This is a genomic window from Parabacteroides sp. D25 (genome assembly GCF_000307475.1).
Taxonomy (GTDB): domain Bacteria; phylum Bacteroidota; class Bacteroidia; order Bacteroidales; family Tannerellaceae; genus Parabacteroides; species Parabacteroides distasonis.
Genome location: NZ_JH976502.1, coordinates 201342 through 226887, shown reverse-complemented (window position 1 = coordinate 226887; position 25546 = coordinate 201342). Strand labels below are relative to the sequence as shown.

At 44.8% G+C, this 25546-nt stretch carries 21 protein-coding genes, 5 tRNA genes and 1 pseudogene; 8 read left to right on the top strand and 19 right to left on the bottom strand.

What is annotated here, in order from left to right; translation table 11 throughout:
- The first annotated feature begins 135 nt into the window (after nt 1-135).
- From HMPREF0999_RS07820 to HMPREF0999_RS07785, 8 genes and pseudogenes are all read left to right on the top strand, one after another.
- Nucleotides 136-324 (top strand): ferredoxin, encoded by a 189-nt coding sequence (locus HMPREF0999_RS07820; protein ID WP_005854237.1) that lies wholly within the window; start codon nt 136-138, stop codon nt 322-324.
- A gap of 153 nt (nt 325-477) precedes the next feature.
- Nucleotides 478-1127, top strand: a pseudogene (locus HMPREF0999_RS07815) (DUF1349 domain-containing protein).
- Between the two features lie 183 nt (nt 1128-1310).
- Nucleotides 1311-1865 (top strand): helix-turn-helix domain-containing protein, encoded by a 555-nt coding sequence (locus HMPREF0999_RS07810; protein WP_005854235.1) that lies wholly within the window; start codon nt 1311-1313, stop codon nt 1863-1865.
- A 12-nt stretch (nt 1866-1877) separates the two neighbouring features.
- Nucleotides 1878-3533 (top strand): AMP-binding protein, encoded by a 1656-nt coding sequence (locus HMPREF0999_RS07805; RefSeq protein ID WP_009275612.1) that lies wholly within the window; start codon nt 1878-1880, stop codon nt 3531-3533.
- A gap of 15 nt (nt 3534-3548) precedes the next feature.
- Complete coding sequence (proB, locus tag HMPREF0999_RS07800) at nt 3549-4622, top strand: glutamate 5-kinase (RefSeq protein ID WP_005854230.1); 1074 nt, start codon at nt 3549-3551, stop codon at nt 4620-4622.
- A 5-nt stretch (nt 4623-4627) separates the two neighbouring features.
- Nucleotides 4628-5875 (top strand): glutamate-5-semialdehyde dehydrogenase, encoded by a 1248-nt coding sequence (locus HMPREF0999_RS07795; protein WP_005867252.1) that lies wholly within the window; start codon nt 4628-4630, stop codon nt 5873-5875.
- A gap of 50 nt (nt 5876-5925) precedes the next feature.
- Nucleotides 5926-7401: a sensor histidine kinase gene (locus tag HMPREF0999_RS07790; RefSeq protein WP_009275611.1), complete on the top strand. Its 1476-nt coding sequence runs from the start codon at nt 5926-5928 to the stop codon at nt 7399-7401.
- Between the two features lie 79 nt (nt 7402-7480).
- A complete protein-coding gene (locus HMPREF0999_RS07785) occupies nt 7481-8443 on the top strand; it encodes an N-acetylornithine carbamoyltransferase (protein ID WP_008773673.1) in 963 nt (320 codons plus the stop codon).
- Nucleotides 8444-8642: 199 nt separating this feature from the next.
- Here the strand turns inward: HMPREF0999_RS07785 and HMPREF0999_RS07780 are convergent, their stop codons facing one another.
- From HMPREF0999_RS07780 to HMPREF0999_RS07690, 19 genes are all read right to left on the bottom strand, one after another.
- Entirely contained in the window at nt 8643-8957 is a 315-nt protein-coding gene (locus HMPREF0999_RS07780) for a DUF3467 domain-containing protein (RefSeq protein ID WP_005854225.1), read from the bottom strand.
- A gap of 362 nt (nt 8958-9319) precedes the next feature.
- Nucleotides 9320-10204: an AraC family transcriptional regulator gene (locus HMPREF0999_RS07775; protein WP_009275610.1), complete on the bottom strand. Its 885-nt coding sequence runs from the start codon at nt 10202-10204 to the stop codon at nt 9320-9322.
- A gap of 15 nt (nt 10205-10219) precedes the next feature.
- A complete protein-coding gene (locus HMPREF0999_RS07770) occupies nt 10220-11083 on the bottom strand; it encodes an endonuclease/exonuclease/phosphatase family protein (protein ID WP_009275609.1) in 864 nt (287 codons plus the stop codon).
- 160 nt (nt 11084-11243) lie between these two features.
- A complete protein-coding gene (rpoC, locus tag HMPREF0999_RS07765) occupies nt 11244-15539 on the bottom strand; it encodes a DNA-directed RNA polymerase subunit beta' (RefSeq protein ID WP_009018020.1) in 4296 nt (1431 codons plus the stop codon).
- Between the two features lie 76 nt (nt 15540-15615).
- The gene (gene rpoB / locus HMPREF0999_RS07760) at nt 15616-19428 is read right to left on the bottom strand and encodes a DNA-directed RNA polymerase subunit beta (protein WP_005854221.1); all 3813 of its coding nucleotides are present in this window, start codon (nt 19426-19428) and stop codon (nt 15616-15618) included.
- Nucleotides 19429-19535: 107 nt separating this feature from the next.
- Nucleotides 19536-19913: a 50S ribosomal protein L7/L12 gene (rplL, locus tag HMPREF0999_RS07755; protein ID WP_005854220.1), complete on the bottom strand. Its 378-nt coding sequence runs from the start codon at nt 19911-19913 to the stop codon at nt 19536-19538.
- Nucleotides 19914-19963: 50 nt separating this feature from the next.
- Nucleotides 19964-20494, bottom strand: coding sequence for a 50S ribosomal protein L10 (gene rplJ / locus HMPREF0999_RS07750; protein WP_005854219.1), 531 nt, complete (start codon nt 20492-20494; stop codon nt 19964-19966).
- A gap of 14 nt (nt 20495-20508) precedes the next feature.
- Nucleotides 20509-21207: a 50S ribosomal protein L1 gene (gene rplA / locus HMPREF0999_RS07745; protein ID WP_009275608.1), complete on the bottom strand. Its 699-nt coding sequence runs from the start codon at nt 21205-21207 to the stop codon at nt 20509-20511.
- A gap of 15 nt (nt 21208-21222) precedes the next feature.
- A complete protein-coding gene (gene rplK, locus HMPREF0999_RS07740) occupies nt 21223-21666 on the bottom strand; it encodes a 50S ribosomal protein L11 (RefSeq protein ID WP_005867244.1) in 444 nt (147 codons plus the stop codon).
- A 67-nt stretch (nt 21667-21733) separates the two neighbouring features.
- Entirely contained in the window at nt 21734-22276 is a 543-nt protein-coding gene (gene nusG / locus HMPREF0999_RS07735; RefSeq protein ID WP_005854213.1) for a transcription termination/antitermination protein NusG, read from the bottom strand.
- A gap of 11 nt (nt 22277-22287) precedes the next feature.
- Nucleotides 22288-22482, bottom strand: a complete 195-nt coding sequence (gene secE / locus HMPREF0999_RS07730; protein ID WP_005854211.1) for a preprotein translocase subunit SecE — start codon at nt 22480-22482, stop codon at nt 22288-22290.
- 18 nt (nt 22483-22500) lie between these two features.
- Nucleotides 22501-22573: transfer RNA gene (locus HMPREF0999_RS07725), tRNA-Trp, on the bottom strand.
- Nucleotides 22574-22625: 52 nt separating this feature from the next.
- Nucleotides 22626-23813 (bottom strand): elongation factor Tu, encoded by a 1188-nt coding sequence (gene tuf, locus HMPREF0999_RS07720; protein ID WP_005854209.1) that lies wholly within the window; start codon nt 23811-23813, stop codon nt 22626-22628.
- Between the two features lie 49 nt (nt 23814-23862).
- Nucleotides 23863-23934: transfer RNA gene (locus tag HMPREF0999_RS07715), tRNA-Thr, on the bottom strand.
- Nucleotides 23935-23944: 10 nt separating this feature from the next.
- Nucleotides 23945-24017: transfer RNA gene (locus HMPREF0999_RS07710), tRNA-Gly, on the bottom strand.
- Between the two features lie 44 nt (nt 24018-24061).
- Nucleotides 24062-24144, bottom strand: a tRNA-Tyr gene (locus tag HMPREF0999_RS07705).
- 19 nt (nt 24145-24163) lie between these two features.
- Nucleotides 24164-24237: transfer RNA gene (locus HMPREF0999_RS07700), tRNA-Thr, on the bottom strand.
- 93 nt (nt 24238-24330) lie between these two features.
- The gene (hpf, locus tag HMPREF0999_RS07695) at nt 24331-24630 is read right to left on the bottom strand and encodes a ribosome hibernation-promoting factor, HPF/YfiA family (RefSeq protein WP_008778704.1); all 300 of its coding nucleotides are present in this window, start codon (nt 24628-24630) and stop codon (nt 24331-24333) included.
- Nucleotides 24620-25528, bottom strand: coding sequence for a tyrosine-type recombinase/integrase (locus HMPREF0999_RS07690; protein WP_009275607.1), 909 nt, complete (start codon nt 25526-25528; stop codon nt 24620-24622). Before HMPREF0999_RS07690 ends, hpf begins: the two co-directional genes overlap by 11 nt.
- Nucleotides 25529-25546 lie beyond the last annotated feature (18 nt).

Genomic DNA, 25546 nt, shown 5'->3' with positions numbered 1-25546 from the left:
TAAACGTTAATATATATCAACCAAAGATAAGCTCATTTCACGGTCTATACAATGATCTAAAAGACCTCTCCCGAAAACAATCCGCGAAAGTTGTTTGTTACATTAACATATTAATCATCTTAAAGGAATAAAATTATGGCAATTAAAAGAGTTTGGATTGAAGAGGATTGCATCGCTTGCGGTACATGCGAGGGCATTTGCCCGGAAGTATTCACTGTTACAGATCGTTCACGTGTAAACGAAGGAGTTAATTTCGATGATTTCGAGGCGGGTATTAAAGAGGCTGCCGAAAGCTGCCCGGTCGAGGTTATCAAATACGAATAGACGAAAACACATTAACCCTTACTTTTCCTTCCTAGATAAAATCACAGAATCATTGCGCGATCTATAATAACACGTTACCTTTGCGGAGGTAAGGTTAATAACATTAACTTCTTACGGGAATAGAAAGAATCAAAATAAGAAATAAGAAGTAAAATGAGAAAATTAGTATTACTGAGTTTTGTTATTGTCGCCTCTTTGCAATTTTGCGGGGCGCAATCATTAGATAAGATGCAATGGTTCAACGAGCCGGAGCAATGGGAGATTAAAGACAAGTCACTTTCCATGCAGGTCACTCCCCAAAGTGACTATTGGAGGATTTCCCATTACGGGTTTACGGTAGATGACGCTCCTTTTTATTATGCGACTTATGGGGGTGAATTCGAAGTGAAAGTCAAGATAACCGGCGATTACAAGCAGCGTTTTGACCAAGCCGGCCTGATGCTTCGCATCAATCATGAAAATTATATAAAAGCCGGTATAGAGTTCGTGGATGGTAAATACAACCTAAGCGCGGTCGTTACGCATAAGACCTCCGACTGGAGCGTTATCACCTTAGACAAAGCGATCCCTTATGTATGGATAAAAGCTGTCCGGAGATTGGACGCCGTGGAGATCTTCTACTCATTCGATGATAAGGAACCCTTATGCGTAACGCTTGGCTACAAGACAATATCCCCGTACAAGTCGGGTTTATGGCCGCTTGTCCCGACGGGAAAGGATTTAATGTGATATTCGAGCATTTCAAGGTAAAACACCTCCCGGATCAGCGCCGGTTAGAATGGCTAAAGAAAAATGCTGAATAAGTATTAGATGCTTATCTTTCAGACGCAGATGACACGGATTTGCTATTCTTATCCGTATTATCTGCGTCATTTGTATTAAAAACAAGCCATACCTGTTAATTAGAAAAGAAAACAAGGGCTTTCACCTTCTTTTTGCTTTTTATTCCTATCTTTGGAGCGACATAATACAATAACTTCAGCAAAATGAACGAACAGATACAACAAATCGCAGAGCGTCTGGCCGGATTACGGGACGCACTGGAGATTACGCCGGAAGAAATGGCAAAGGTCTGCAACCTCACGACTGAGCAATATTTGCTGCTGGAAAGCGGCACGGTTGATATTTCCGTTAGCGTATTGCACCAGATCTCACAGGCTTATGGCGTAGAATTAACCACGTTGATGTTTGGCGACGAGCCTAAAATGAGTACGTACTTTATTACTCGTAACGGAAAAGGTGTTGCCGTAGAGCGTACGAAAGCCTATAAGTACCAATCATTGGCCGCCGGTTTCGTCGGACGTAAAGCGGACCCCTTCTTGGTAACCGTACATCCCAAACCAGAGGATGAGCCGATGTATCTCAATTCCCATCCGGGGCAAGAATACAATATGGTATTAAAAGGACGTCTGTTACTACAGATCAACAATAAAGATCTTATCTTAGAAGAAGGTGATAGTATTTATTTTAACTCAGAGCTTCCTCACGGTATGAAAGCGCTGGATGGGGAAAAGGTCAGTTTCTTGGCCGTCATTTTATAAACGATCAACAGCATGTTAGAAAGATTTATAGATAAAACGACGTTTGAGTCGCAAGAAGATTTTATTAAAAACTTCAAGATCAAGGTTCCGGAGAACTTCAACTTCGGATATGATGTGGTAGACGCTTGGGCGGAGGAAGAACCTGATAAGAAAGCGTTATGTTGGACAAACGATCATGGAGAGCATATTGATTTTACGTTTGCCGACTTGAAACGGTATACGGACCAGACGGCTTCTTATTTCCAATCCTTGGGGATCGGACATGGCGATATGGTGATGCTGATACTCAAACGCCGTTATGAGTTCTGGTTCTCTATCATCGCATTGCATAAATTAGGGGCTGTCGTGATACCGGCTACACACTTACTGACCAAGAAAGATATCGTTTATCGTGCGAATGCCGCCGATATCAAGATGATCGTTTGCGCCGGAGAGGAAGTGATAACGAAACATATCATAGAGGCTTTGCCGGACTCACCGACCGTAAAAAGTGTTGTATCCGTAGGGCCGGAAATACCGGAAGGTTTCGAGGATTTCCAACAGGGTATCCAAAACGCCGCTCCTTTCGTCCGCCCGTCTCACCCAAATAGCAATGACGATATCTCTTTGATGTATTTCACCTCCGGTACGACTGGAAACCCGAAAATGGTGGCCCACGACTTTACGTATCCGCTGGGGCATATCGTGACCGGTAGTTTCTGGCACAACTTGCATAAGGACAGCCTTCACCTGACGATCGCGGATACGGGCTGGGGCAAGGCAGTTTGGGGTAAGCTATATGGGCAATGGATCGCCGGAGCGACCGTATTTGTTTACGACCACGAGAAATTCACGCCTGCTGATATGTTGCAGATGATACAGGATTACCGGATCACCTCGCTTTGCGCTCCTCCTACGATCTTCCGTTTCTTAATTCGTGAGGATATGACTAAATACGATTTATCATCTTTACAATATTGTACGATCGCCGGCGAGGCCTTGAACCCCGCCGTGTTCGACACGTTCTATAAGTTGACCGGCATTAAATTGATGGAAGGCTTCGGCCAGACAGAGACTACGCTGACAGTCGCCACTTTCCCGTGGATGGAGCCGAAACCGGGCTCTATGGGTGTTCCCAACCCGCAGTACGATGTCGATTTATTGCGTCCGGACGGAAGCCGTGCGGAGGATGGCGAGCAAGGACAGATCGTGATCCACACAACAAATGGCAAGCCTATCGGGTTATTCAAGGAATATTACCGGGACGCAGAACGTACCCGGGAAGCTTGGCACGATGGCCTGTATTACACGGGAGACGTGGCTTGGCGTGACGAGGATGGTTACTTATGGTTCGTTGGCCGCGCGGACGACGTGATCAAGAGTTCCGGCTATCGTATCGGGCCGTTCGAGGTGGAAAGTGCCTTGATGACTCACCCTGCGGTAGTGGAATGTGCTATCACCGGTGTCCCCGACGAGATCCGCGGACAGGTAGTAAAGGCCACGATCGTATTGGCGAAGGATTATAAGGATAAAGCGTGTGATGCCTTGGTCAAAGAATTGCAAAATCACGTGAAACGTGTCACCGCTCCTTACAAATATCCCCGTGTTGTCGAATTCGTGGACGAACTGCCGAAAACAATCAGCGGAAAGATCCGACGGGTAGAGATCCGGGATAAAGATAATAAATAATAAATCATAACTTTCTTGAAAAGGATCGCTGTAAAAATAGGAAGCAATGTCCTGACCCGCAAGGATGGGACGCTAGATATCACCCGCATGTCCGCGTTGGTTGACCAAGTAGCGGACTTGCACCGGCAAGGTATGGAGATCGTCTTGATCTCCTCCGGTGCCGTGGCTTCTGGACGAAGCGAGATAAAGGCCGGCAAAAAGCTGGATCCCGTATCAGCCCGGCAACTGTATTCGGCGGTAGGACAGGCCAAGTTGATCAACCGGTATTACGAGTTATTCCGGGAGCATGGCATGACTTGCGGGCAAGTGCTTACTACAAAAGAGAATTTCGGGAGTCGTACGCATTACCTGAACCAGAAGCATTGCATGGAGGTAATGCTTGAAAACAAGGTGATCCCCATCGTAAATGAGAATGATACGATATCCGTAACCGAGCTGATGTTCACGGATAATGATGAGTTATCCGGCTTGATCGCTACGATGATGGGAATGGATGCCTTGGTGATTCTCAGTAATATAGACGGGATTTACAATGGAAATCCGTCGGACCCGGATAGTTCCGTGATCCGGGAAATCGAATGTGGGAAAACAGATTTGTCGGAATATGTACAGACTAGCAAATCATCCTTTGGACGGGGAGGTATGTTGACGAAATGTCATATCGCCCAAAAAGTGGCGGACGAAGGTATTGCGGTTATCATCGCCAACGGCAAAAAGGATAATATCCTTCCGATGTTATTGGCGGTGGATAGCGACACGGTCTGCACCCGTTTCATTCCGGCCTCGAAACCCGTCAGCAGCGTAAAGAAATGGATCGCCCACTCCGAGGGTTTCGCCAAAGGGGAAATACATATCAATAAAGGAGCCGAGGAGGCATTGACCGCCCCGAAAGCGACTAGCGTATTATTGGTTGGAGTAACCCGCATCGAGGGTGATTTCGAAAAAGATGATATCGTAAAGATAATGAATGAGGAAGGCGTGCAAATCGGCGTAGGCTGTACCGCCTATGACAGCGAGGAAGCACGTAAGCAAATAGGGCAACGGGATTTAAAACCGCTTATACATTATGATTATCTATATCTGGATTAAAAAGTATGAATGTAAAAGATATGCTGCGACAGGCATCGGATGCGGCTAAACAATTGATAACGCTATCGGATCAAACGATTATCGGGATCTTAAAGGAGACAGCGCAGGTTCTACGGACTCATACGGAGGAGGTACTCGCCGCGAATCGCCAAGATCTGGAACGTATGGACCCCGCGAACCCGAAATACGACCGGCTGAAATTGACAGAGGAAAGGCTACAAGGTATCGCCGCCGATATGGAGAATGTATCGACATTACCTTCTCCATTAAATAAGGTCTTGAGCGAGACTACCCGCCCGAACGGAATGGTTATCCGAAAAGTAACCGTGCCTTTCGGGGTGATCGGTGTGATCTATGAGGCTCGTCCGAATGTTACCTTCGATGTTTTTTCCTTATGTTTCCGAAGCGGTAATGTTTGCGTGCTAAAGGGTGGATCGGATGCGGACTTCTCTAACCGAGCCTTGGTACGCATCATCCATTCTGTATTGGAGCGTCAGGGTATAAATCCGGCGGTATGCACTTTACTACCTCCGGATCGAGAGGCTACGGCGGAATTACTGGGAGCGGTCGGCTTGGTTGACTTAATCATTCCTCGTGGAAGCAGTTCCTTGATTCACTTCGTCCGGGAACACGCGAAAGTTCCGGTGATCGAGACGGGTGCCGGTATCTGTCATACCTATTTTGATCGCTCCGGAGATAAAGGCAAGGGACGTGAGATCGTAAATAACGCAAAGACACGGAGGGTCAGCGTATGTAATGCCTTGGATTGCTTAATCATCCACCGAGAACGTCTATCTGATCTTCCGTATATCTGTGGAAAGCTTCCGGACAGCAACGTAATCATTTATGCGGACGAACCGGCTTATGCCGCTCTATCCGAACATTATCCGGAGACGCTTTTACAACAGGCTAACGAAAACAGTTTCGGTACCGAGTTCCTCGATTACAAAATGAGTATCCGTACCGTATCCTCTTTAGACGAGGCTCTATCACATATCGCCCGGTACAGTTCAAAACATAGCGAAAGCATAATCAGCGAAGATCCGGAAACTATCCGGCGCTTCCAGCAATTGGTAGATGCCGCTTGCGTATACGCAAATGTATCTACCGCCTTTACTGATGGGGCCCAATTCGGATTCGGGGCGGAGATCGGAATCAGTACCCAAAAGCTACATGCCCGGGGACCGATGGCGCTTCCTGAATTAACGACTTATAAATACATCATAGAAGGAGACGGGCAGACGAGAATATAGGAACTCGCCTGTCTCTTTCTTCTAGAACAACACTTAAATCTAAACGAATAATGTCAACAGTAATAGATTCAAATATTTTCAATACTTTAGTTTCAAATACATTCTATTCCTGTCCTTTAGGAGGGGCTATCTATGATACGGAAGGAAATCTGATAGACTTGAATAAGGCGATGTTCGCTCATTTTTCCTTGGCGGATAAGCATGACTTTATTATAGAACATCTATTTAATAACATCGTACTAACCGATTCCTTGAAGTCATCTTTAAGAAAAGGTGACGCAATTATATGCGAAGAGCCCGTCACGTTTAAAGTAGAACCCATCTATACCGATGAACAGGGGCTTAGCGGGTATACGCTTTGGCTTACGCAGCAGGGAGAAAAAGAAACTGACAGGGAAAATAAACTATTGATGGGACAATTGAACGAGAGCCGGATATTGATGCGGCAAGCGTTGGAAGACGGTAAATTAGCCGCTTACTCATTCAGCTTCGACCGTTTCTCCACTTGCGACAAAAAGCATTGTAACCGCTGTTTTCAATTCTACGGCACGACCAATACTCTATTAGATAAAAACAGGTTTATATGCAGGGCTTTATCATCCGTACGTAAGCCAGAGGATAGTTTGGATTTCTTCTATCTGTTCAATAAAATCCGGGACGAGAAATTATCGTCTCACAACGTCACCTTCCACCTGAGGAATCAAGACGGGACTTATAAGATGTATGAAATATCGGGTAAAAGCATGGATATTGATGAAAGCGGCACCCCACATGTCATTATAGGTAGCATTATCGAAAAGGAAAACGACGAGCTAGCTATCGCGGATCATCAGAAATCCAAGGATCTTTCCCTATTGAAATCTACGTTTCTGGCAAATATGACGCACGAGATCCGGACTCCGCTAAATGCCATCGTCGGCTTCTCCGATATGTTAGGACTGGAAGATGATCCGGAAATGCGTGAACAGTATATTTCCATGATTAAAGAAAATAACACGGCTTTGCTCGAATTAATCAATGACACGCTCGAGATGTCCAGAATCGAGTCCAATACGATCAATTGGTCATATGAGGATGTAAATCCGCTCGCTATCATGCACGATGTATACGAATACGCCTCTCCCCGCATATCCAAAAACGTACGGTTAATCTTGGATGATTCTCCAAACGTATCTCTTCACACGGATAAACATAAGCTTATGCTTATCTTGAAAAAACTACTTTCTAACGCCCTCCGATATACGGAGAAAGGAGAAATTCATTTCGGATACCAATCGTTGTATCCGGTCAGCGTGCAATTTTACGTGTCCGATACAGGTAACGGCATCCCGAAGGACAAACTGGGACATATCTTCGAACGATTCGTGCAATTGAACGAATTCCAGCCGGGCACCGGGTTAGGGCTTTCGATCTGTAAAGGTCTGGTCACCGCCATGGGAGGTACCATCTGGGTGAACTCGGAGGAAGGGAAAGGTTCTACCTTCAGTTTCAAACTACCCATAACACCTCCGGATACGATCTCTTAAACAATTCCTTGGTCTTTCTAAAGGATAATTGACAAGTAGTCATTATCTTTGCCTTTAACAAAATATTATTGTAACAGATATGAGACATTTCACTTGCGTACAGGATTTAGGTGACTTGAAACAAGCGCTTAATGAAGCTTTCGAGATCAAGAAAGATCGTTTCCAGTTTAGTGAACTGGGAAAAAACAAGACGTTGTTGATGATATTTTTCAACTCAAGCCTACGTACCCGCTTAAGCACCCAAAAGGCTGCCATGAACTTAGGTATGAACACGATCGTTTTGGACGTTAACCAAGGTGCATGGAAGCTGGAAACAGAGCGAGGTGTTATCATGGATGGTGATAAACCGGAGCATTTGCTGGAAGCTGTTCCTGTAATGGGCTGTTACTGCGATGTGATCGGGGTCCGTTCTTTCGCACGCTTTGAGAATAAAGAAGATGATTATAACGAAAAGATATTGAGTCAGTTCATCGAGCATTCCGGCCGGCCGGTATTTAGCATGGAAGCGGCGACACGCCATCCGTTGCAAAGTTTCGCCGACTTGATCACGATAGAGGAATATAAGAAAACAGCTCGTCCGAAGGTAGTCATGACTTGGGCTCCTCATCCGAAATCATTGCCGCAAGCCGTTCCAAACAGCTTTGCCGAATGGATGAACGCTACAGATTATGAGTTTGTTATCACTCATCCGGAAGGTTATGAGCTTGATCCTAGATTCGTAAGCAACGCTAAAGTGGAATACGATCAGAAGAAGGCTTTTGAAGGAGCGGATTTCATTTACGCAAAGAACTGGTCCGCTTATAAAGATCCGAATTACGGACAAGTAATCAGCACAGATCGTAGCTGGACCGTAGACGCAGAGAAAATGGCACTTACGAATAACGCTTATTTCATGCATTGCTTGCCGGTTCGCCGCAATATGATCGTTACCGATGACGTGATAGAGAGTCCGCAAAGTATCGTAATCCCCGAGGCCGCGAACCGTGAGATCTCTGCGCAAACCGTATTGAAGAAAATATTGATGGGATTATCTAATCTTTAGGATAGAGAGATAGGGTATTCTTTACGATGGGCATTCTTAGGTGTTTATAACAGGCATTCTTAACACCTTAGAATGCCCATTGTAAGCATCTAAGAATAGGCATCAAGGTTTTTCAATGTAAACGAGCCATCCCAACAATAAAAGAGTACTCCCCTACTCTTGTAGAAAAGTACTCTTTCTATGGCTGAAAACAAATCTATTAAGCCTCTCCTGTCGGACCTGCGAAGTCCTCAAAATTAGCTGTTTTGTTATTATTATTTCCTGCTTGAAGTTGCTCCCCAAATTTCTTGATATTGTCTTGCAAAGCGAATAACAAACGTTGAGCGTTATCCGGAGTTAAGATTACGCGACTTTTGACTTGTGCCTTAGGAGCTCCCGGAACCACCCGGATGAAATCTAGGATAAATTCAGAGCTTGAATGAGATATAATAGCCAAATTGGCGTAAGTCCCTTGTGCCATTTCTTCAGATAACTCGATCTGAATCTCGTTATTGGCAGGTTTGTTGTTTTCCATACTTTCTTCTTTTAAATTTATGGTGATTAAAAATTGCGAAGACAAATATACATATTTATTCCGGGTTACAAAGTGGTTGAAGACTATAAATGCAAAAACGACTACCTTCTCAGGCAGTCGTTTTCTAGTTGTGTTTTTAATTCTCAATTCTTTAGACCAATGTAAAAATACCTTTTGTGTTTGATATAATTGGTTTTGGCGTTTTAGTTAAGGTTTGTTTTGTCTAAGTGCTAATCTCTTTCACTTGAACTTTACAAAAGTAAGGGCTTTAGCAAAGACCACCAAATACTATATGTGCAATAAATAATACTATATCATCAACACTTGACACAAATCAATGTAAACATGCTTTAAATCATGTTTCAAATTATAAACCTCGAACGGGAATATTTCTCCCTGTACTCTGTAGGGGTACTCCCCCTACGCCGTTTGAATACCCGGTTGAAATTCGATAGATTATTAAAACCGCACCTGTAACATATTTCAGAAATACTGTCACTTGTATCGGTCAAACGGCATACCGCCTCGGCTACCCGGATCTCGTTCAAGTTATCGATAAATGTCTTTCCCGTCCACTTCTTCAAGAAACGCATCAATGAGGCATCGCTCATATTTGTTAACTTAGCCACTTCCGACAAGGTGATACGTTTTTGATAATTTTCGTGTAAATATAACATGATACTATCTAAACGATCGGTATCGTTATTATTATAGTTCTTTACCGTGTTCACGGCATTCAACCGACGGGCTGCTTTATCCAAAGATAGAATCTTAAGAATCTCGACCAAACGCAACAGGTTCTTGAAAGAATCCGGCTTGTTATCGTTCGACAACATTCTTAATTTATCTTGAATGCCAAGTATCATTTCCCGGCTGAAAACAAGACCACTGGAAGCGTTATCAAACATATCCTTCATGGTCTTGAAATGCCGTCTATTGATCAAGCTATCAAATAACGATTTATGAAATTGTATCGTTATCTCAAAGATCCCATTACACGGACACTTATGGTTCGAGTAAGCATGCTTCGTTCCTCCCGCGATCAACACCAAATCCAGATCATCGATTTCCTCGACCGAATCGCCAACTATCCGGATAGCGCCAGCGGTATTCTCCAGATAGTTCAACTCAAATTCCATGTGTACATGTAACGGAAAATTAAACCCCGATTTCGGGCGTTGCATGACCAAGAAGCAATCTTCTGATGAAAGCGGGGTAGTTTCCTTCAATACGTCTACTTTCCCCATACACACAAAGCTTTTTTATTCGAGTATCAACGTACTGATTACCGGACAATGGTCGGATGGGAACAGATTATTCAACGTTTCAGTCAATACACCATGACGCAATACTTTGATATTCCCTTTCACGAAGATATAATCGATCCATTCACGCTTGTCGTAAGGGATCTTTCCAAAATCATGGAATGTCCATTTCGGGCCGTAAGTAAACCCTGCGATCGTGCGGGAATGAGTCAAATGACGAGGATCACTCGGATTAGTCAATACTTGTATCGGCTCATCAGAAGGCACGGCATTGAAATCGCCAGTCACGATTATAGGTAAATTCTCGGATAATTTCTTCGCTTGCTCCAGCACCAAAGAAGCTCCTTCATGACGAGCCACTTTCCCCATATGATCCAAGTGCGTATTCAAGAAGAAGAATTTCTTTCCCGTATTCTTATCTTTCAAGATCGCCCAAGTAGCTACGCGCTCGCATGCGGCGTCCCAACCTTTCTTACCAATGGCATTTATATCTTCGGCTAACCAGAAATTACCGCTTTTATCAACGGAGAAACGATCCTTACGATAGAAAATCGGAGCGTACTCCCCTTTCGTCTTGCCATCCTCACGACCAACACCCACATAAGCGTATTCCGGTAAACGATTAAGCAAATCATTCAGCTGATTATTCAAGACCTCTTGCGCACCGAACACATCCGCCTCATAGAATTTCACTAAATCAGCAGCGAAATCTCTTCTGAATTTCCATTGATTATCCTTATCACCCAAATTATCGTAACGGATGTTATAAGACATTACATTCATTTTCTCATCGTTGTTTTTAGCGAATAAGCAACCAGTGGCAAATAAAGCCACCATTAAACAAAGTAAAATTCTCTTCATGATATTGATTATTATATGTTTCTTATATGTCTCAGTATTTATCTATGGTCTTTGTTACCTCGCAAAAATAAAGTTTATCCATTTATTAAGCAAATAAGGAAGAACAAAAAAGGCCGACAGATTGCTCTGCCGGCCTTTCTTTATAGTTTATTAAACGTTCCTATTCTTCATCATCTTTGTCCATGGCATTGAAATCAACCACGTTCTTGCGATTAGCGAAGATACGATCGAACTCATCCTTTGCGCCTACGATCAGCTTATCAAACTCACGCTGACCGGTACCGGCAGGAATCAAGTGACCACAGATAACGTTCTCTTTCAAACCTTCCAAACGATCTACCTTCCCGTTGATAGCAGCCTCGTTCAATACTTTCGTCGTCTCTTGGAAAGATGCGGCGGACATAAAGCTGTTCGTCTGCAAAGCGGCACGTGTGATACCTTGAAGGATCTGGTTGGCTGTAGCCGGAATAGCGTCACGTACCTCGACCAACTTAAGATCACGGCGTTTCAACATACTATTCTCATCTCTCAACTTACGTGCAGTCACGATCTGTCCGGCCTGCAATGTCTGAGAATCTCCCGGATCGGTAACAACTTTCTTGCCCCAGATACGATCGTTCTCGTCCATTACCTCCAACTTATCAACAATCTGCTGCTCCAAGAAGCGAGTATCTCCCGGATCAACCACCTCTACCTTACGCATCATCTGACGAACGATAACCTCGAAGTGCTTATCGTTGATCTTCACACCCTGTAGACGGTATACATCCTGAACCTCATTCACGATATATTCCTGTACAGCCGTCGGACCTTTGATCGCCAAGATATCCGAAGGAGTGGTAGCACCGTCTGATAGCGGCATACCCGCACGGATATAGTCGTTCTCCTGAACCAATAATTGTTTAGACAGAGGAACCATATATTTCTTAACCTCACCCAACTTAGACGTTACGGTGATCTCGCGGTTACCACGTTTGATCTTACCGAATCCTACCTCTCCGTCGATCTCAGATACGACAGCAGGGTTAGACGGGTTACGAGCCTCGAACAACTCGGTTACACGAGGAAGACCACCGGTGATATCACCGGCCTTACCTACGGCACGAGGGATCTTAACCAAAACCTCACCAGCTTTCACTACATCACCATTGTCTTTCACGACGTGAGCGCCCAACGGCAAAGAGTAGTTCTTCAAGTAATTACCATTCTCATCCACGATATGAGCGGCCGGAGCCTTCGTCTTATCCTTAGACTCGATGATGATCTTCTCCTTCAAACCGGTAGTCTCATCACTCTCAACCTTGTAAGTCACGTTCTCTACCAAACTCTCGAACTCGATCTTACCGGAAACCTCTGACACGATTACGGCATTGAACGGGTCCCACTCGATGATCACGTCACCCTTCTTAATTGAGTCACCGTTGTTGAAGAACAACTTAGAACCATAAGGTATATTATGAGTCAACAACACAATCTTCGTGTTCGGATCAACAATGCGCATTTCAGCCAAACGGCTTACTACTACCAAATGTTTCTTTCCGCTCACCTCGTCTACCGCCTCAACAGCACGAAGCTCGTCGATCTCTAAAATACCATCATATTTAGATGTAATACTATTCTCTGTAGCGATGTTGGATGCGATACCACCGACGTGGAATGTACGCAACGTCAACTGTGTACCCGGCTCACCGATAGACTGCGCGGCGATTACACCGACAACCTCACCCTTCTGAACCATGCGGTTCGTAGCCAAGTTACGTCCATAGCACTTAGCGCAGACACCCTTCTTAGACTCACAAGTCAATACGGAACGAATCTCGACGCTCTCGATCGGAGAGTCTTGGATTGCCTTAGCGGCATCCTCACGGATTTCCTCACCGGAACGAACGATAACCTCGCCCGTAATCGGATGGATCACATCGTGAACAGATACACGACCTAAGATTCTCTCATACAAGGAAGCGATCACCTCCTCGTTATTCTTCAATTCCGTACAAACCAAGCCACGCAATGTACCACAGTCTTCCTCGTTTACGATCACGTCGTGAGAGACGTCAACCAAACGACGAGTCAAGTAGCCGGCGTCGGCAGTCTTCAAAGCGGTATCGGCCAAACCTTTACGAGCACCGTGAGTAGAGATAAAGTACTCCAACACGGACAAACCTTCCTTAAAGTTAGAAAGGATCGGGTTCTCGATAATCTGACCACCTTCTGCACCACTCTTCTGCGGTTTCGCCATCAAACCACGCATACCGGACAACTGACGAATCTGCTCCTTAGAACCACGGGCACCGGAATCCATCATCATATAGATTGAGTTGAATCCATCGTTATCCGCCGTCAATTGCTTAATCAAGATATTAGACAAGTTACTATTAACGTGTGTCCAAGTATCGATAATCTGGTTATAACGCTCGTTGTTGGTAATGAAACCCATATTATAGTTAGCCATGATCTGCTCAACCTCATCGTATCCCTTCTGAACCAACTCATCCTTTTCAGGCGGGATCAGAACGTCCGCTAAGTTGAAGGACAAACCACCCTTGAATGCCATATAGTAACCCAAGTTCTTGATATCGTCCAAGAACTGAGCGGTACGAGCCACACCACAAGCCTTGATTACCCGACCGATGATGTCACGAAGAGACTTCTTGCCCAACACCTCGTTTACATAACCAATCTCTTTCGGAACAAACTCATTTACCATCAAACGACCTACAGAAGTCTCTACCATCGTCTTCACCAAGTTACCGTTCGCATCCAAATCCTCCACGTAAACATGGATCGGAGCATGGATATCCAACTTCTTCTCATTGTAAGCGATCGTAGCCTCTTCCGGACCATAGAAAGTCAAACCTTCGCCTTGTGTACCCTTGCGCAACTTGGTAATATAATACAAACCAAGCACCATATCCTGAGAAGGTACGGTAATAGGAGCACCATTCGCAGGGTTCAAGATATTGTGTGAAGCCAACATCAACATTTGAGCTTCCAAAACAGCCTCATTACCTAACGGCAAGTGAACAGCCATCTGGTCACCGTCGAAGTCGGCGTTGAATGCCGTACATGCCAACGGGTGCAACTGGATAGCCTTACCCTCGATCAATTTCGGCTGGAACGCTTGGATACCCAAACGGTGCAATGTCGGGGCACGGTTCAATAATACCGGGTGACCTTTCATTACGTACTCCAAAATATCCCAAACAACCGGTTCCTTACGGTCAACGATCTTCTTGGCAGATTTCACCGTCTTCACGATACCGCGTTCGATCAATTTACGGATAACGAAAGGCTTATAAAGCTCGGCAGCCATATTCTTCGGCAAACCGCACTCGTGCATCTTTAATTCCGGACCTACGACAATAACCGAACGAGCGGAGTAGTCAACACGCTTACCCAACAAGTTCTGACGGAAACGACCTTGTTTACCTTTCAAACTGTCGGACAAGGACTTCAACGGACGATTGGCGTCTGTCTTAACAGCGCTCGATTTACGAGAGTTGTCAAACAAAGAGTCCACGGCCTCCTGAAGCATACGTTTCTCATTACGTAAGATCACTTCCGGAGCCTTAATATCGATCAATCGTTTCAAACGGTTATTACGGATAATAACACGACGATATAAATCATTCAAGTCAGAAGTAGCGAAACGGCCACCGTCCAACGGAACCAACGGACGCAGTTCGGGAGGGATCACCGGGATCACTTTCATGATCATCCATTCCGGTTTGTTACGACCTCTGGACGCACGAAAAGACTCAACTACCTGAAGGCGTTTCAAGGCCTCGTTCTTTCTCTGTTGAGATGTGTCCGTGCTCGCACGGTGACGCAACTCATAAGAAAGAGAATCCAAGTCCAAGCGAGCCAACAGATCATAAACAGCCTCAGCGCCGATCTTAGCGATGAACTTATTCGGATCCGTATCCTCTAGCAATTGATTTTCTCTTGGAAGGCTATCCAAAATATCCAGATATTCCTCCTCAGATAATAGGTCTAACTCACCGACCGTGTCTACGCAACCCGGCTGGATCACGACGTAGCGTTCGTAATAGATGATGGAATCCAGTTTCTTGGTAGGAAGACCTAGCAAGTAACCGATTTTATTAGGCAAAGAACGGAAATACCAAATATGGGCAACAGGAACCACCAAATGGATGTGTCCCATACGTTCACGACGAACTTTCTTTTCCGTAACTTCCACTCCACAACGATCGCAGACAATACCTTTGTAACGGATACGCTTGTACTTACCGCAATGGCACTCATAGTCCTTGATCGGACCAAAGATACGCTCACAGAACAAACCGTCACGCTCAGGCTTATACGTACGATAGTTAATTGTTTCCGGTTTCAAAACCTCACCGCTGGAGTTCTCTAGGATCTCCTCAGGGGATGCCAGACCGATGGTTATTTTTGAAAAGTTACTCTTTATCTTGTTTTCTTTTCTAAAGGCCATATTATTTATTTATAAAGAGTTATCAATAGATAAAGTAGACGGGCCGTAGCCCACCTACTTCTTTATTGTTATTGAATTAATCCAGAGTGAAACTCAAACCAAGTCCTCTCAACTCGTGCAATAATACATTCAGAGATTCAGGGATACCCGGCTGTGGCATCGGATCACCCTTCACGATCGCCTCATAAGCCTTCGAACGTCCTACAACGTCATCAGACTTAATCGTAAGAATTTCCTGAAGAACATGAGCGGCACCGAAGGCTTCCAGTGCCCAAACCTCCATCTCTCCGAAACGCTGACCACCGAACTGTGCCTTACCACCTAACGGCTGTTGCGTAATCAAAGAGTACGGACCGATTGAACGGGCATGCATCTTATCGTCAACCATGTGGCCCAACTTCAAGAAGTAAGTCACACCCACCGTAGCAGGTTGGTCGAAACGCTCACCAGTACCACCATCATACAAGTAAGACTTACCGTAGCGAGGAATACCAGCTTTGTCTGTCCATTCGTTCAAATCATCCAAAGTCGCACCATCGAAGATCGGAGTAGCGAACTTAACGTCCAACTCACGTCCGGCCCAACCCAACACGGCCTCGAAAATCTGTCCCAAGTTCATACGAGAAGGCACACCCAGCGGGTTCAAGCAGATATCCACCGGAGTACCGTCTTCCAAGAACGGCATATCCTCCTGACGAACGATCTTTGATACGATACCCTTGTTACCGTGGCGACCGGCCATCTTATCACCTACCTGAATCTTACGTTTCTTGGCGATATAAACCTTAGCCATCTGTACGATACCTGTCGGCAGCTCATCACCGATCGTCAAGTCGAACTTCTTACGTCTCAACTCAGCGTCAAGCTCCTTGTACTTCTTCAAATAATTCAAGATAACCTGCTTGATCAACTCATTCTTCTGAGCGTCTGCCGTCCACTTGCTTACTTGGATGGAGTTATAATCCAATTCTTCCAGAGATTTGCGGGTAAACTTAGCACCCTTAGCGATAATCTCCGTATTCATATAGTCTTTAACACCTTGAGAAACCTTGCCGTTTGTAAGCACTAACAACTTATCAACTAACAAAGTCTTCAAGCTAGCCATCTTTTCTTCGTATTCCTCGTCCAACTTCGGCAAGATCGCCTTATCAGTCAATCTGGATTTACGTTTCTTGACAGCCTTCGAGAACAAAGCGGTCTCGATAACCACACCGCGCAAAGACGGAGTAGCCTTCAAGGAAGCATCCTTCACATCACCCGCCTTATCACCGAAGATAGCACGCAACAACTTTTCCTCCGGAGATGGATCAGACTCACCTTTCGGAGTGATCTTACCGATCAAGATATCACCCGGCTCGATGCGAGCACCTACACGAACGATACCTCTCTCATCCAAATCCTTGGTAGCCTCTTCGCTGACGTTAGGGATATCGGAAGTCAATTCCTCCATACCACGCTTCGTCTCACGTACCTCAAGGATGTATTCGTCAACGTGGACAGACGTAAAGAAGTCCTCACGAACCATACGCTCGTTCAACACGATAGCATCCTCATAGTTATAACCCTTCCAAGGCATGTAAGCCACCTTCACGTTACGTCCCAAGGCAAGCTCGCCTTTCTGGGTTGAGTAACCCTCGGTAAGGATATCGCCGGCTTTCACACGTTGTCCGCGATGACAGGTCGGTTTCAAATCGACTGTCGTACTTTGGTTGGTCTTACGCCATTTCGGGATATTATATGTCTTAACCGCATCCTCGAAGCTAACGAATTCCTCGTCCTCCGTGCGGTCATATTTAATCTTGATACAAGTAGCATCAACGAACACAACCTCGCCCTCACGCTCAGCCATAATCTGAGTACGAGAGTCACGAGCAACCTGCGCCTCGATACCGGTACCAACGATCGGAGCGTCCGTACGCAACAAAGGAACCGCCTGACGCATCATGTTAGATCCCATCAACGCACGGTTAGCGTCATCATGTTCCAAGAACGGGATCAGTGAAGCCGCGATAGAAGCGATCTGCTGCGGAGCCACGTCCATCAAGTCAATCTCAGAAGGAGGGACAACAGGGAAGTCAGCCTCGAAACGAGCCTTCACCTTATCGCGGATAAACTTACCGTTATCATCCAATGGAGCGTTACCTTGAGCGATTGTCAACTCTTCCTCTTCCTCCGCCGTGTAGTATTGCAAGCCTTCCTCAGAGAAGTCGACCTTTCCATCTGCCACCTTACGGTACGGAGTCGAGATGAAACCAAGATCGTTGATCTTAGCGTATACACATAAAGAAGAGATCAAACCAATGTTCGGACCTTCCGGGGTCTCAATCGGACAAAGACGACCATAGTGCGTATAGTGAACGTCACGAACCTCGAATCCGGCACGCTCTCTAGACAAACCTCCCGGACCTAGGGCTGATAAACGACGCTTGTGCGTGATCTCCGCCAACGGGTTCGTCTGGTCCATGAACTGAGACAAGGCATTCGTTCCGAAGAAAGAGTTAACCACGGAAGAAATCGTCTTCGCATTGATCAAATCAATCGGAGTAAACACCTCATTATCGCGAACGTTCATACGTTCACGAACTGTACGTGACATACGAGCCAAACCAATACCGAACTGGTTATACAATTGCTCGCCAACCGTACGTACACGACGGTTGCTTAAGTGGTCGATATCATCCACGATAGCCTTCGAGTTGATCAACTCGATCAGGTACTTGATGATCTCGATAATATCTTCTTTAGTCAAGACCTTAACATCAGCGCTTGTAGTAAGGCCTAACTTCTTGTTGATCCTGTAACGTCCCACCTCACCCAGATCATAACGTTTCTCTGAGAAGAACAGGTTCGTGATAACCTCGCGTGCGCTAGCCTCATCAGCCGGTTCCGCATTTCTCAACTGTCTGTAGATATACAACACAGCTTCCTTCTCGGAGTTACTCGGGTCTTTCTGGAGCGTATTATATATGATAGCATAGTCGGACAGATTCTGGTCCTCACGATGCAACAAAATATTTTGCGTGCCTGAATCCAAGATAGCCTCGATATTGTCACTATCCAATACAGACTCACGGTCGATGATTACATCGTTACGTTCAATAGAAACCACCTCACCGGTATCCTCATCTACGAAATCCTCCACCCAAGTCTTCAAAACACGAGCGGCCAGCTTACGTCCGATAAACTTCTTCAGGTTTGCTTTCGTTACCTTCACCTCTTCCGCAAGGTTGAAGATTTCAAGAATATCTCTATCGCTTTCAAAACCAATAGCTCTCAAAAGAGTAGTTACAGGCAATTTCTTTTTACGGTCGATGTAAGCGTACATCACATTGTTGATGTCCGTAGCGAACTCGATCCATGACCCCTTGAACGGGATAATACGTGCGGAGTACAACTTCGTTCCGTTTGCGTGCGTGCTTTGTCCGAAGAATACGCCCGGAGAACGGTGCAGCTGAGACACGACAACACGCTCGGCGCCGTTGATCACGAAAGTACCTCTGTCCGTCATATACGGGATCGGACCTAAGTATACATCTTGGATCACCGTATCGAAGTCCTCATGATCCGGGTCCGTACAGTACAGTTTTAACTTCGCTTTTAAAGGCACGCTATAGGTTAACCCGCGAGCGATACACTCATCGATACAGTAACGAGGCGGATCTATATAGTAATCTAAGAACTCCAACACAAAATTGTTACGGGTATCCGCAATCGGGAAATTCTCGGCAAATACCTTATACAATCCCTCCTTCTTTCTCTTTTCAGGAGGAGTGTCAAGTTGAAGAAAGTCTTGGAACGACTTCAATTGAACTTCGAGAAAGTCCGGATACGGGAACTGATTCTTTATCGAAGCAAAATTAACTCTTTGGTTTTCAGCTGTTGAAGACATCTAGTAAGGAATTTATTGAACTTATTGAAATTATAGACACAAAAAGGTTAAGAGTCTTCGTAGTCGGAGACTCTTAACCAAATCACCTGGAAACCAGGTTATAAATACTATTTAAGCTCAACTTCAGCTCCAGCCTCTTCCAACTGTTTCTTCAATGCCTCAGCATCAGCTTTAGCGATACCTTCCTTAATTGCACTAGGAGCGCTATCTACCATATCCTTAGCCTCTTTCAAGCCAAGACCTGTTAATTCTTTAACTAACTTAACGATAGCTAATTTATTAGCACCAGCTGCTTTCAATACAACATCGAAAGAAGTCTTCTCTTCTGCAGCGGCAGCAGCACCACCAGCAGCAGGACCAGCAACAGCAACAGCTGCAGCAGCAGGTTCGATACCGTACTCTTCTTTAAGGATAGTAGCTAATTCGCTAACTTCTTTAACGGTCAAGTTTACTAATTGTTCTGCAAAAGCTTTCAAATCTGCCATTTTTGTATGATTTAAATGATTATTTATCTGTGTAATGTTTTAATGAAAAATTATCTTTCTTCCAAAGTCTTCAACAGACCATGGATAGTTTGTCCTGATGACTGAAGAGCAGAGATAACGTTCTTCGCCGGAGATTCCAACAATGCGATAACATCGGCAATAAGTTCGTTTTTGCTCTTGATATTTACTAATGCCTCAAGATTCTCAGCACCTACATAGAAGCTTTCTTGTACGTAAGCAGCCTTCAAAGCCGGTTTAGCGACTACACCTTTTTTAGCGTCCTTAGTAAAATCCTTAATCAGGCGAGCGGGAGCATTAGCGACTTGTGAGAACATCACAGCCGTATTGCCTTTCAAAGCTACGTTAAGATCAGAGAAGTCACCTTCAATGTTCTCCAACGCTTTCTTAAGCAAGTTATTCTTTACAACGACTAACTTAACCTCACGCTTGAAACACTCTCTTCTCAATTTGCTGGTTTTCTCAGCGTCCAACGCCTCGATATCCGTCAAATAGAAATTAGGATATTCCTTTAATGTTTCAGTTAATTGACCTATAACAGTTCCTTTATCTTCCTTTCTCATTGTTCAATTGTTTTTTAGTTTTCTTCAACTGATTTGGGGTCAATTTTAATACCCGCACTCATAGTACTAGAAAGATAAATACTCTTTATATACGCACCTTTAGCCGCAGTAGGTTTCAACTTGATCAAAGTTGAAATAAACTCCTTAGCATTGTCACGAATCTGTTCCGGAGTGAAAGACACCTTACCAACAGATGTGTGAACGATACCGCTCTTATCTACCTTAAAGTCGATCTTACCTTGCTTAACCTCCTTCACCGCATTTCCGATCTCATTGGTAACCGTACCACTCTTTGGGTTAGGCATCAAACCACGAGGGCCTAATACGCGACCAAGAGCACCGATCTTACCCATGATAGAAGGCATAGTGATGATAACATCAATTTCAGTCCAACCGCCTTTAATCTTATTAATATACTCATCCAATCCAACATAGTCAGCTCCAGCGGCAGTAGCTTCAGCTTCCTTGTCCGGAGTACATAATGCGAGAACCCTAACCTGCTTACCAGTTCCGTGAGGCAATGAAACCACGCCTCTCACCATTTGATTGGCCTTACGGGGGTCAACACCTAAACGGACATCAACATCTACGGATGCGTCAAACTTAGTTGTAGTAATTTCCTTCACTAAAGCTGAAGCTTCTTTCAATGTATATGCTTTCCCAGCTTCAATCTTGCCCAAAGCCAACTTTTGATTCTTTGTAAGTTTACTCATCTCAATTGAAGTTTATTAATTATTACCCGGGAATGTCCCTTTAACAGTGATACCCATACTTCTGGCTGTTCCCGCAACCATTCTCATGGCCGACTCGACAGTAAAGCAGTTTAGATCGACTAATTTGTCTTCAGCGATAGCTTTCACCTGCTCCCATGTGATCTCAGCGATCTTAGCACGGTTAGGTTGAGCGGAACCGCTCTTCTTCTTAGTAGCTTCCAACAACTGGATTGCCACAGGAGGAGTTTTAACGACAAAGTCGAAAGACTTATCGGCATAGTAAGTAATTACAACAGGTAATATCTTACCAGCCTTGTCTTGGGTCTTGGCATTAAATTGCTTGCAAAACTCCATAATGTTAATACCCTTAGAACCCAAAGCAGGTCCTACTGGGGGAGAAGGGTTTGCTGCTCCTCCTTTAATCTGCAATTTGATTTGTCCAGCAACTTCTTTAGCCATTGTTTCTAAAATTTTTTAGATATATAACATCAATAACAGAAAGGTAGCACTTTTCGTAACCAGAGTACTATTCTTTCTCAACTTGCATATAACCCAACTCAAGGGGAGTCTTGCGTCCGAAGACCTTAACCATCACCTTAAGTTTCTTTTTCTCGGCGTTGACCTCTTCGATTATACCCGTGAAACCGCTGAACGGTCCAAAAGTAATCTTCACACTCTCGCCAACATAGAACTGGATATCCAGATCCTCTTGTTGTTCCTGCAACTCGTCAACCGTACCTAAGATACGATTCACTTCCGCAGGACGTAATGGCACGGGGGTATCAGAACCACCCAAGAAACCAATCACATTCGGAATGTTCCGCAATCGATGAGCAACCTCACCGACCAAAGCAGCCTCGACCAGCACATAACCCGGCAAGTAAGCCCTTTCTTTCATGACCTTCTTACCGTTTCGTACCGTAAAGGTTTTCTCAGTCGGAATCAAGACTTGAGATACATATTCTCCCAGATCCGTATTCTTCAGCTCAGCCTCTAGATATTCCCGTACCTTGTTCTCCTTGCCACTGATGGCACGCAGAACATAAAATTTCTTTTGGATATCAGACATACCTTAACTGATTAGAAAATTTGGTTGTAGAAGAAACGCATAACAGCCTCGAAGGCCCCGTCAACAACAAAGATCAATGCGGCGATGATAAGGGAAGCAAACATAACAACAACCGCACTATTGGAAAGCTCTGCTCTCGTAGGCCAAGAAACTTTATAAACAAGTTCGTTATAAGATTCCTTAATATAAGTAATTATCTTTTTCATCGAATCTATAGATTTTAGCACGGAAGGAGAGGCTCGAACTCCCGACACCTGGTTTTGGAGACCAGTGCTCTACCAACTGAGCTACTTCCGTAGAAATAGCCAGCCCTTAAAAAGACTGGCTATAACATTATCTAATGCTTGAATTAGTTCTCTAATTCTGTGATCTGGCCTGCACCTACTGTACGTCCACCCTCGCGGATAGCGAAACGAAGACCTACGCTACATGCTACCGGATAGATCAACTCAACCTCGATCGTTACGTTATCACCCGGCATTACCATTTCAGTTCCTTCCGGCAAAGTGATCTCACCAGTTACATCCAATGTACGGATATAGAACTGAGGACGATATTTGTTGTGGAACGGAGTGTGACGACCACCTTCCTCTTTCTTCAAGATATAAACCTCAGCCTTGAACTTAGAATGCTCTTTAACCTGACCCGGGTGGCAGATTACCATACCACGCTTGATCTCATTCTTATCGATACCGCGAAGCAACAAACCAACGTTATCACCAGCCTCACCTTGATCCAATAACTTACGGAACATCTCAACACCTGTAACAACAGATTTCTTACCAGCAGCGCCAAGACCGATGATCTGAACTTCCTCACCAACCTTAACAATACCTGTCTCGATACGACCTGTAGCAACAGTACCACGACCCGTGATTGAGAATACGTCCTCAACCGGCATCAAGAACGGCTTGTCGATTTCGCGCGGAGGCAGAGGAATCCAAGTATCACAAGCTTCCATCAACTCCATTACTTTATCTTCCCATTGAGCATCACCGTTCAATGCACCAAGAGCAGAACCACGGATGATCGGAGTGTTGTCACCGTCGAATTGATAGAATGAAAGCAACTCTCTCATCTCCATCTCAACCAATTCCAACATTTCCTCGTCGTCAACCATGTCACACTTGTTCATGAATACAACCAATCTCGGAACGTTTACCTGACGAGCCAAAAGGATGTGCTCGCGAGTTTGAGGCATAGGACCATCAGTAGCAGCAACTACGATGATAGCACCGTCCATCTGAGCAGCACCAGTTACCATGTTCTTTACGTAGTCGGCGTGACCCGGACAGTCTACGTGAGCATAGTGACGGTTTGCAGTCTGATACTCTACGTGAGAAGTGTTGATTGTGATACCTCTCTCTTTTTCTTCAGGAGCGTTGTCGATAGAATCGAATGAACGCAACTCTGAAAGACCTTTCTTTGCCAATACTGTTGTGATAGCAGCTGTCAAAGTTGTTTTACCGTGGTCAACGTGACCAATCGTACCAATGTTCACATGTGGTTTCGATCTGTCAAATTTCTCTTTTGCCATAACTTAATTGTTCTTTATTTGATTAATGATCATGTTCAATTTTCAATTGAGCCGGTGCCGAGACTTGAACTCGGGACCTCTTCCTTACCAAGGAAGTGCTCTACCGCTGAGCTACACAGGCAACTTATAAAAGCGGAAGACGGGGCTCAAACCCGCGACCCTCAGCTTGGAAGGCTAATGCTCTATCAACTGAGCTACTTCCGCAAGACCGAATGAACCAACCGATTCTCTCCTTTGTTTCATTCGTGTGGGCAGTGATGGATTCGAACCACCGAAGGCGAAAGCCAGCTGAGTTACAGTCAGCCCCATTTGGCCACTCTGGTAACTGCCCATTCCAATACATTCTTTTGAGCCTCTTGTCGGATTCGAACCAACGACCCCGAGATTACAAATCACGTGCTCTGGCCAACTGAGCTAAAGAGGCGATACTTCTAAAAGCAGCCGTTTCGTCACCACGGCGAAACGGCTGCAAATTTAGATATTATTTCTTACATACCAAATTTATCTACCGTTTTTTTTATTTGGCTCTGATTTTTTCTTTGAATTTAACCAGTTGCTTCTCCAAAGCCTCAACACAATCGTCTATCGCCCCTTCGAAAGTATCGTTTATTTTATCAGCGAAACATTCCCCGTTCTTCACGGACAACATTATACTGGCCTGCTTGTTCTTCACCGTCTCAGGCTTAACCACCTTCAATGTAACCTCTGCCAATATAATACCATCGAAGTATTGCTCCAATTTAGAAACTTTCTTCTGAATAAACGCCTCCAACTGTGCAGTTGCGTCGAAATGAATTGCTTGAATTCTAACGTCCATAATAACCTCCTTCTTTTTTTGCTCTTGGATGAGCATGATACACTTTTTTTAATTCCTCAAAGGTTGTATGCGTGTAAACACTGGTAGACGCTAAACTGCTATGACCTAATAAATCTTTCACAGTGTTCAGCTCGGCTCCGTTGTTTAACATACTCGTTGCAAATGAATGTCGTAACACGTGTGGACTTCGTTTCGCCAGCATGGGTATCTCCGACAATTGCTTTTTTACTATATTATAAACAATCCCCGTCGACAACTGATTCCCGTTCTTTCGAACGAAAAACCATTCACCGGCTGCCTCAACCTCACGATCACGGACTTCCGTGTATGCAAGCATTAAGTTTTTTAAACCCTCCGCAAAAGGAATCAACCGCTGCTTGTTCCGCTTTCCGGTTACCTTGACCTGCATCGCCTCATAATCCACATCCACGTTTCGTATGCCGATTAACTCTGAGCGGCGCATCCCGGTATCGTATAGCATCTCAATGACCAACCGATTCCTCACACCTTCAAAATCCTCATCAAATCCGTCCCCGTCCAACAACGCCTCCAACTCGCTATCCTTAATAAAATAAGGCAAGGGTTTCTTCGTTTTCGGACCGCTCACCAATCTCAACGGATTCGCGGAGACAATCCCCCGTTTCATGAGAAACTTAAAAAAAGATTTCAAAGAACTTAATTTCCGGTTTACCGATACGGGAGAAAGCTTCTCGTCCATCAAACTGACGATCCAGCTTCTCACGAAATCCGAGTCGATTTCCCCGGGGTTGAATACACCTTCTCGATGCTCTCTTACATACCTCTGGAATTGGTCCAAATCTTTCGAATAGGCACCAATCGTATAATTGGAATAGTTCCGCTCATACCGGAGATAGTTTAGAAAGTCATCGATCAGCATATTTTCGTTGCATCAACA

Bases quoted from the DNA above. Each gene is read 5' to 3' on its own strand.
- HMPREF0999_RS07820 (WP_005854237.1), top strand. From the start codon at position 136: ATGGCAATTAAAAGAGTTTGGATTGAAGAGGATTGCATCGCTTGCGGT.
- HMPREF0999_RS07810 (WP_005854235.1), top strand. From the start codon at position 1,311: ATGAACGAACAGATACAACAAATCGCAGAGCGTCTGGCCGGATTACGG.
- HMPREF0999_RS07805 (WP_009275612.1), top strand. From the start codon at position 1,878: ATGTTAGAAAGATTTATAGATAAAACGACGTTTGAGTCGCAAGAAGAT.
- HMPREF0999_RS07795 (WP_005867252.1), top strand. From the start codon at position 4,628: ATGAATGTAAAAGATATGCTGCGACAGGCATCGGATGCGGCTAAACAA.
- HMPREF0999_RS07790 (WP_009275611.1), top strand. From the start codon at position 5,926: ATGTCAACAGTAATAGATTCAAATATTTTCAATACTTTAGTTTCAAAT.
- HMPREF0999_RS07785 (WP_008773673.1), top strand. From the start codon at position 7,481: ATGAGACATTTCACTTGCGTACAGGATTTAGGTGACTTGAAACAAGCG.
- HMPREF0999_RS07780 (WP_005854225.1), bottom strand. From the start codon at position 8,957: ATGGAAAACAACAAACCTGCCAATAACGAGATTCAGATCGAGTTATCT.
- HMPREF0999_RS07775 (WP_009275610.1), bottom strand. From the start codon at position 10,204: ATGGGGAAAGTAGACGTATTGAAGGAAACTACCCCGCTTTCATCAGAA.
- HMPREF0999_RS07770 (WP_009275609.1), bottom strand. From the start codon at position 11,083: ATGAAGAGAATTTTACTTTGTTTAATGGTGGCTTTATTTGCCACTGGT.
- rpoC (WP_009018020.1), bottom strand. From the start codon at position 15,539: ATGGCCTTTAGAAAAGAAAACAAGATAAAGAGTAACTTTTCAAAAATA.
- rpoB (WP_005854221.1), bottom strand. From the start codon at position 19,428: ATGTCTTCAACAGCTGAAAACCAAAGAGTTAATTTTGCTTCGATAAAG.
- rplL (WP_005854220.1), bottom strand. From the start codon at position 19,913: ATGGCAGATTTGAAAGCTTTTGCAGAACAATTAGTAAACTTGACCGTT.
- rplJ (WP_005854219.1), bottom strand. From the start codon at position 20,494: ATGAGAAAGGAAGATAAAGGAACTGTTATAGGTCAATTAACTGAAACA.
- rplA (WP_009275608.1), bottom strand. From the start codon at position 21,207: ATGAGTAAACTTACAAAGAATCAAAAGTTGGCTTTGGGCAAGATTGAA.
- rplK (WP_005867244.1), bottom strand. From the start codon at position 21,666: ATGGCTAAAGAAGTTGCTGGACAAATCAAATTGCAGATTAAAGGAGGA.
- nusG (WP_005854213.1), bottom strand. From the start codon at position 22,276: ATGTCTGATATCCAAAAGAAATTTTATGTTCTGCGTGCCATCAGTGGC.
- secE (WP_005854211.1), bottom strand. From the start codon at position 22,482: ATGAAAAAGATAATTACTTATATTAAGGAATCTTATAACGAACTTGTT.
- tuf (WP_005854209.1), bottom strand. From the start codon at position 23,813: ATGGCAAAAGAGAAATTTGACAGATCGAAACCACATGTGAACATTGGT.
- hpf (WP_008778704.1), bottom strand. From the start codon at position 24,630: ATGGACGTTAGAATTCAAGCAATTCATTTCGACGCAACTGCACAGTTG.
- HMPREF0999_RS07690 (WP_009275607.1), bottom strand. From the start codon at position 25,528: ATGCTGATCGATGACTTTCTAAACTATCTCCGGTATGAGCGGAACTAT.